Source organism: Pseudolactococcus chungangensis CAU 28 = DSM 22330, from assembly GCF_002441885.1.
In the GTDB taxonomy this organism is placed as follows: Bacteria; Bacillota; Bacilli; order Lactobacillales; family Streptococcaceae; genus Pseudolactococcus; species Pseudolactococcus chungangensis.
Map to the genome: position 1 here is coordinate 1 of NZ_JXJT01000044.1, position 7,099 is coordinate 7,099.

Genomic DNA, 7,099 nt, shown 5'->3' on the forward strand with positions numbered 1-7,099 from the left:
GAGTACTTTATTATCTTATCAAATCTTACCAGTCATGTCAACTCTTTTTTCACTATTTTTCTGTTTTTCTTAAATTTATATTTCGCAGCCTATTTTTACCGTCAATTGATAACAAAAAATAGAGCATTTTACTCTATTTTTTAGTCTTTTTCTGTATAAATATTCCCCAATGTGACATCAATCGATCTATTTTCGACGTCTATTCTTTCAATTTTTAAAATTGATTTATAGTCGCAAATCAAGCGTTCGCCTTTAAATGGCCCTTCTGCAAATACTGCAACCCCTGCAAGGAGACAGTCGAATTCATGAACCAGAGACTTCATTCCATTCAATGTACCGCCGCCTTTCATGAAATCATCGACGATCAACACGCGTTGTCCTGGCGCAAGAGAGCGCTTAGAAAGGGTCATATTCTCTACTTTAGAGCTTGAGCCTGACATATAGTTGACATTAAGCGTTGCACCCTCTGTGACTTTGGGATCGCGTCTGACGATGACGAACGGGACATCTAAGATGCTACTAACTGCTTGGGCAATGGGGATACCCTTTGTGGCAATGGTCATTATCGCATCGATTTGTTTGCCAACGTATTCATGGGCGATGATTTTCCCGATTTTATCAAGATTTTTTGGACTGCCTAAGATGTCTGAGAGATAGATGTACCCTCCAGGTAAGATGCGATTGCTTTCTGTCATGAGGTCAGCAATCTCTGTTGCGATGACACGGGAATTGTCATCGGAAATAGCTGGTGTGAAAATGACCCCACCTGAAACGCCGGCAAATGTTTCAACTGTGCCCACTTCTGTCTCGTCAAATATGCGTTTGATGATGACTAAATCTTCAGAAATTGATGATTTTGCCGCTCCGTATCGCTCACTAAAAAAAGATAGGGTCGTGAGTTGTCTCTGATGATTCAACAAATAGTTGGTGAAATCCACCAATCGTTCACTTCTTTTCATACTGCAACCTCTTTCACTAATTGGAATTTATCAGGTCATTTTTTGGATTCGTTTTCTGGTTTGCCAACATTTTCGAATCTGATCTGTTGGTTCTTAACAAATTCTGACGCGATAGCTATCTGTAATATATGTTACTGCGCATTACATCGCTTACATTTTCTATTATATCAAAAAAACACGAACAATTAAAATTGTTCGTGCCCTCTGGTTAAAATTAACCTTGATTTTTCTTAATGATTGCTTCTTGTACCGATTTAGGCACATCTTCATAGTGGTCAAATACCATCATGAAAGTACCACGTCCTTGTGTAGATGAACGAAGTGTTGTCGCATAACCAAACATTTCAGCAAGTGGGACAAACGCATGAACGATTTGGCTGTTACCATGCGCTTCCATACCTTCAACACGTCCACGACGAGCTGTTACGTGGCCCATGATATCCCCTAGATTATCTTCAGGAACTGTCACTGTTACTTTCATCATTGGTTCAAGAATAACTGGGTTCGCTTTAGATGCTGCAGCTTTCAAAGCGTATGACGCTGCCACACGGAAGGCCGTTTCATTCGAATCGACATCATGGTATGAACCATCGTAAAGTTTTGCTTTAACGTCTACAAGCGGGTAGCCAGCAAGGACACCATTTTGCATCGCTTCTTCCAAACCTTTTTCAACGGCTGGGATGTATTCACGAGGTACCACACCACCAACGATAGCGTTTTCGAATTCGAAACCTTTACCTTCTTCATTTGGTGTGAACTCAACCCAAACGTGACCGTATTGACCTTTACCACCTGATTGACGCACGAATTTACCTTCGGCTTGGGTAACAGGGGCACGGAATGTTTCACGATATGATACTTGTGGCGCACCAACATTGGCATCAACATTGAACTCACGACGCATACGGTCAACAAGGATATCCAAGTGAAGTTCACCCATACCAGCGATAAGTGTTTCACCAGTTTCGACGTTTGTTTCAACGCGGAATGATGGATCTTCTTCAGCCAATTTTTGGAGGGCAACACCCATTTTATCTTGGTCAGCTTTAGATTTAGGTTCAACCATGACTTGGATAACGGGTTCTGGGAATTCGATAGATTCAAGAATAACTGGATTCTTTTCGTCTGTCAATGAGTCACCAGTCGTTGTGTCTTTCAAACCAACAGCGGCAGCGATGTCACCTGAGTATACATCGTTGATTTCATTACGTGTGTTAGCGTGCATTTGAAGGATACGTCCGATACGTTCGCGTTTGCCTTTCGAAGCATTCAATACGTATGAACCAGCTGATAAGACACCTGAATAAACACGGAAGAATGTCAAACGACCTACAAACGGGTCAGTCATAACTTTAAAAGCAAGGGCTGCAAATGGTGCAGAGTCGTCAGCTGGACGTTCTGTTTCTTCACCGTCAGGTGTTACACCTTTGATAGCTGGTACGTCAACTGGACTTGGCAAGTAGTCAACAACCGCATCAAGCATCATTTGAACACCTTTGTTCTTGAAGGCAGAACCTGCAAGCATTGGGTAGAATTCAACGTTGATTGTCGCTTTACGGATAGCAGCTTTCAATTCAGCTTCGCTGATTTCTTCACCTTCAAGATATTTCATCATGATGTCTTCATCAGTATCAGCAACAGCTTCAATCAATTTAGCACGCCATTCTTCAGCTTGCTCACGGTATTCTTCTGGAATTTCTTCGTCAAGAATATCTGTACCAAGGTCATTTGTATAAACTTCGGCACGCATTGTTACCAAGTCGATGATGCCTTCAAAATCTTCTTCAGCTCCGATTGGGATTTGGATTGGGTGAGCGTTTGCGTTCAAACGGTCATGAAGTGTAGACAATGAGTAGAAGAAGTCCGCACCGATTTTATCCATTTTGTTAGCAAATACGATACGTGGTACACCGTATTCAGTTGCTTGACGCCAAACTGTTTCAGTTTGTGGTTCAACACCTGATTGGGCATCCAATACAGTTACCGCACCATCCAAAACACGGAGTGACCGTTGCACTTCAATTGTGAAGTCCACGTGACCTGGTGTGTCGATGATGTTGATACGTGTGTCATGCCATGCCGCTGTTGTTGCAGCTGATGTGATTGTAATACCACGTTCTTGCTCTTGTGCCATCCAGTCCATTTGTGATGCCCCTTCGTGGGTTTCACCAATTTTGTGGATTTTACCAGTATAGTAAAGTACACGCTCAGTCGTTGTTGTTTTACCAGCGTCGACGTGAGCCATGATACCGATGTTACGAGTGTTTTCAAGTGAAAATTCGCGTGCCATTGTATAGGTCTCCTAATATATATTTGAGTGAAAAATACTAGGAAGGCAGGTCGCCCACCTAGTATTTTTCTTGAGTTACTTGTTTAATTTTGTTCCTGTTGGGTTTCTCACTTTGTCATGGTTAGATGATATTGCGAGAAATTGCTGGTGCGCCTTGATTTTTTCAAGACTTACCGCAAAATTTTCAATTTCCTAGAGCTAGGCGTTTGATTTTCTGAACGCCGCGTACTGAGGTACGCAAGCGAAGAAAAGCAAATACATAGCCGACGGAAATTGGAAATTTTTACCAGCGGAAGTGAGCGAAGGCACGGTTAGCCTCTGCCATTTTGTGTGTATCTTCACGTTTTTTAACAGCAGCACCTGTGTTGTTAGCTGCGTCCATGATTTCTTTAGCCAAACGGTCTTGCATTGTATGCTCACCACGTTTGCGGGCGATTGTTACCAACCAACGCAAGCCAAGTGTGACACGACGTTCTGGACGTACTTCAACTGGGACTTGATAGTTTGACCCACCAACACGGCGAGCACGAACTTCAAGAACTGGCATGATGTTTTCCATTGCTTGTTCAAATACTTCGATAGCTTCTGTTCCAGTAGCTTCTTTGATTTGTTCGAAAGCGCCGTAAACGATGCTCGCTGAAGTACCACGTTTACCATCAAGCATAACGCGGTTGATAAGGCGAGTGACTACGACTGAGTTATAAAGTGGATCTGCCAAAACTTCACGTTTTGGTGCACGATTTTTACGCATTTATCTTATCTCCTTTCAGATTATGCTTTTGGCTTTTTAGTACCGTATTTAGAACGGCCTTGTTTACGATCTGTTACACCTGCAGTATCAAGTGCACCACGAACGATATGGTAACGTACCCCTGGAAGGTCTTTTACACGTCCACCACGAAGTAATACAACGCTGTGTTCTTGTAAGTTGTGTCCGATACCTGGGATATAAGCTGTTACTTCAATCAGGTTTGACAAACGCACACGTGCGAATTTACGCAAAGCTGAGTTGGGTTTCTTAGGTGTCATTGTACCAACACGAGTAGCAACCCCACGTTTTTGTGGTGAGTTTGTTTTCGTTTGAACTTTTTTGCGGCTGTTGAAACCAACGTTCAATGCTGGAGCAGTTGATTTAACAACTTTTGATTTACGCGGTTTGCGAACCAATTGGTTAATAGTAGGCATTTCTTGCTTGCTTTCAGAAGTTTATTTTGACTGATGTCAACAAGCGATAATAAACTTGAAAGCATTCCTTTCGTTTTTTCGTTTTGGGTGTGTCGGTATATGGTCGCTTATACCAAGTTCCGACAAGAAGTTTGGATACTACATGACCTTGAGCGTTCTCAATCTCATGCTCCTTTTGTTTGACCAAATGAAAAAGTACCGTTTATCAGTTTAACATATCTATGATAGCTTGTCAAGACTTTTTGTTTGTTTTACTAATGCTACTGCAACACAAAACCTTGAAACGACTTATCATTTCAAGGTTTTAAATATTGTGACTGGTGGCACTTAGCCCTTTTAAATCTTAGGACCTGCTGTTAGTGTCCAGGTTAAAACAGTTGCATAGTCGCCCTCTTTAAGTTTACCTGTATCTTTAAGATAGAACCCTGCACCATCTGCTACTGGTTGATTCCAGTTGCTAGTCGGTTTGACTGTTTCCAATACACCCTTACCAGACTGTGACGTATGCTCATAGACAAGTTGTGGCGCGCCACTTTCCAATGACGTTAATGCCCCTCCATCTTTTTCACGGAAGAAGAGTGTATCCTTTAATACAGTCTTTTGGTCTGTTGACGTTAAAGGTTGGGATTGCTGAACTGTTAAGTTCCACCCATCTTTAGCATTTCGACGATCATCATTGACAACTAAATCATTTGTAAAATTAGCTGCATACATCGTCCCTCTATTTTTAGGCGAAATTAATTGTTTACCAAAGTCAATATCTGGCACACTAGCTAGTTCCACCGCTCCCTTATAATTAGGGTCATAAACATAGATACGCACGTCGATAGGCGTTGTTGCATCCTTAACCTCTGTCTTTGTAGGCTGTGTCACAGTTGATGGCACTAAATTACTTGGGACATAAGCATAGCCTGTTGGGACATTGGTTTCAGTATAGAGTTTATCTGTCCAATCAATTGTATTCCCAACATGAGCCGGTACATGATCTCTAGCTTTCTCAATCCCGACCGTCGCTACCTTATCAGATGCAATCTCAGCACCTGAAAACGGATCAACGTAAGTATAGGTCACATTTGGATTGCCTTCGGTATAGACATAGATGTTATAGGTATACGTATCGCCTTTCATTGGGACAATCGCATAGTCGGCTTGACCGAACCTGTCACCATTATCGTCATCATTTGTACTATCGCCATCAGGCTGTCCGTTAGAACCAGTCCCTGCTTTTTCATAGACTTGTTCATCAATCGCCCATTTATAGCCGACAGGCATCTTGTCAAGGGCATATTCCTTGGTCGCAAGGTTGAAACTCTGCCCTACAAAATTCGCACCATTAACTAATGGCATATCTGTAGCCCCTACTTTGTTGCCATTTTGGTCGATGTAGTTAATCTTAATCTCACCAACATCTGAACCATCAATTTGGAACTCGCGTAACCCTTTATCTTTACCAAATAGATTTACATTTCTTTGGTTAGAACCGTTAATTTTAGCACCTAAACCATCTGCTTCTAGGATATTAAACGTTTCAGAAAAATCTGGCTTATTAACGCCCATACTGTGTGTCCCATTCCAAGCTAAGAGAGCGGAGTTCGTGATGTAAAGTGGTGCACCTTGTGTACCGTATATAATATCACCCGTTTTCACATTTCCATTATTGTCTAAAATCGACATATGAAGATTGTTTGGAGAGATAAACCGAATTGAGCCTTGTACTGTTTGGATAGGAGATGAATTGATATTCAATGCTTGTCTGACATCAAAGTTAGTCCCCGCATTAAAGATGACACGTTTACCGTAGGCAATTGTCATCACATTACCATTCGTTATACGAGGAATTTCAATCGTATTTTTTTGACCGAAAATATAGTCTCCAGCCCCTTGTAGTACCCTAGTAAAGTAACCAAAATTTTCTTGATGCCGAGTGACATCATCACCTGTCTGCACAATATCAAAATTCCCTTTAAATGGTTGTGCATTTTTTGCCTCAACCTTAGAGCCGCTGACACTTGTAGTCCGTGTACCATCAAGTTGTCTGACATCGGCTTTTGAGCGGTCACCCATCTTGAAGCCGTTAAATTGACTCACACTACCACTAGGTCGCGTATCGAAATCAAATGCCTCAATACACAAATCGTTGGCATTTCTTGTCATTGTTAGATTAGCATCATTAGCAACTTCAACACTACCAACACCTCGCGTAATTGAGCCAGCTAGATCAAACGTATTGTTACCTGACAAGACAACTCTAGCGCCAGTAGCATATATACCGTGGACGACACCATTCGAACTTGATGAACTCCCTCGAGATAGTGTCACATCGTGCAGATTAACCGTTAATTTCGTTCCGACACCTGAGTTTGGTCTGATGAAAGCTAAAGTATCAGCTCCTCTACCAATTGCCAGATTTTGTTGCAGTCCAACATTTGCAAATGTAATGTTTGTATCGGCAGTTATTTTATTTAACTGTAAGGTATTATTCCCTATGTCAATTTTATGCCCATTACCTTGGACAATCACACTTGCACCATTCGGTCGCTCACCATTAGAGAAAGAGGCGTTTGGCAAATCAGTCATGACCTCAATGTAAGTACGACTCCCATCTTTCCAAGCTTCTATAAATTCTGCTATTGAATATAGGGCACCTCTAAAAACGTATGAAAAG

At 41.7% G+C, this 7,099-nt stretch carries 5 protein-coding genes; all 5 read right to left on the bottom strand.

Annotated elements, in window-relative coordinates:
• Window positions 1-140: 140 nt before the first annotated feature.
• Entirely contained in the window at window positions 141-959 is an 819-nt protein-coding gene (gene purR, locus RR45_RS10520; protein ID WP_031367130.1) for a pur operon repressor, read from the bottom strand.
• A 214-nt stretch (window positions 960-1,173) separates the two neighbouring features.
• Entirely contained in the window at window positions 1,174-3,249 is a 2,076-nt protein-coding gene (gene fusA, locus RR45_RS10525; RefSeq protein ID WP_031367129.1) for an elongation factor G, read from the bottom strand.
• 283 nt (window positions 3,250-3,532) lie between these two features.
• Complete coding sequence (gene rpsG, locus RR45_RS10530) at window positions 3,533-4,000, bottom strand: 30S ribosomal protein S7 (RefSeq protein ID WP_003140269.1); 468 nt, start codon at window positions 3,998-4,000, stop codon at window positions 3,533-3,535.
• Between the two features lie 20 nt (window positions 4,001-4,020).
• Window positions 4,021-4,434 carry a 30S ribosomal protein S12 gene (rpsL, locus tag RR45_RS10535; protein ID WP_003140270.1) on the bottom strand — a complete coding sequence of 138 codons (414 nt, stop codon included), beginning with the start codon at window positions 4,432-4,434 and terminating at the stop codon, window positions 4,021-4,023.
• A 336-nt stretch (window positions 4,435-4,770) separates the two neighbouring features.
• A partial coding sequence (locus tag RR45_RS10540; RefSeq protein ID WP_179295340.1) for a pectate lyase-like adhesive domain-containing protein occupies window positions 4,771-7,099 on the bottom strand: 2,329 nt, incomplete at its 5' end.